Source organism: Streptococcus suis (genome assembly GCF_002964045.1).
Taxonomy (GTDB): domain Bacteria; phylum Bacillota; class Bacilli; order Lactobacillales; family Streptococcaceae; genus Streptococcus; species Streptococcus suis_U.
Window position 1 is genome coordinate 1 of record NZ_POPB01000365.1, and the last position, 309, is coordinate 309.

The following is a 309-nucleotide window of genomic DNA, read 5'->3' on the forward strand; positions in this document are numbered from 1 at the left end:
TTATGAATCAATTAGTAAACAAGCTGGCTTTGATAAGAAAATTGACACTGTGATTCAGCTCATTAGACGGATTACACTGCTTCAAGAAGTAACTGATAAATCTATTATTACATACAAATTCGATAACGAAAAAAATAAATATGTAGAATATGAGCGAATAGACAATCCTTACTACGAGTCCGATAAAGATAAAATTGAATTTAATTCAGATGTTTATAACAAATATAAAGAAATGACTCTCAAAATTTCACAGGAGGAAGATGATGACAGACAGAATGATTGAAAAATCCCATCTTATAAAGATGGGGT

The 309-nt window shown here is 29.8% G+C and carries 1 pseudogene; it reads left to right on the forward strand.

Annotation, left to right across the window (positions count from 1 at the left end):
• Positions 1–283: pseudogene (locus C1E99_RS09055) on the forward strand (replication initiation protein); the annotation flags it as partial.
• Positions 284–309: the final 26 nt, after the last annotated feature.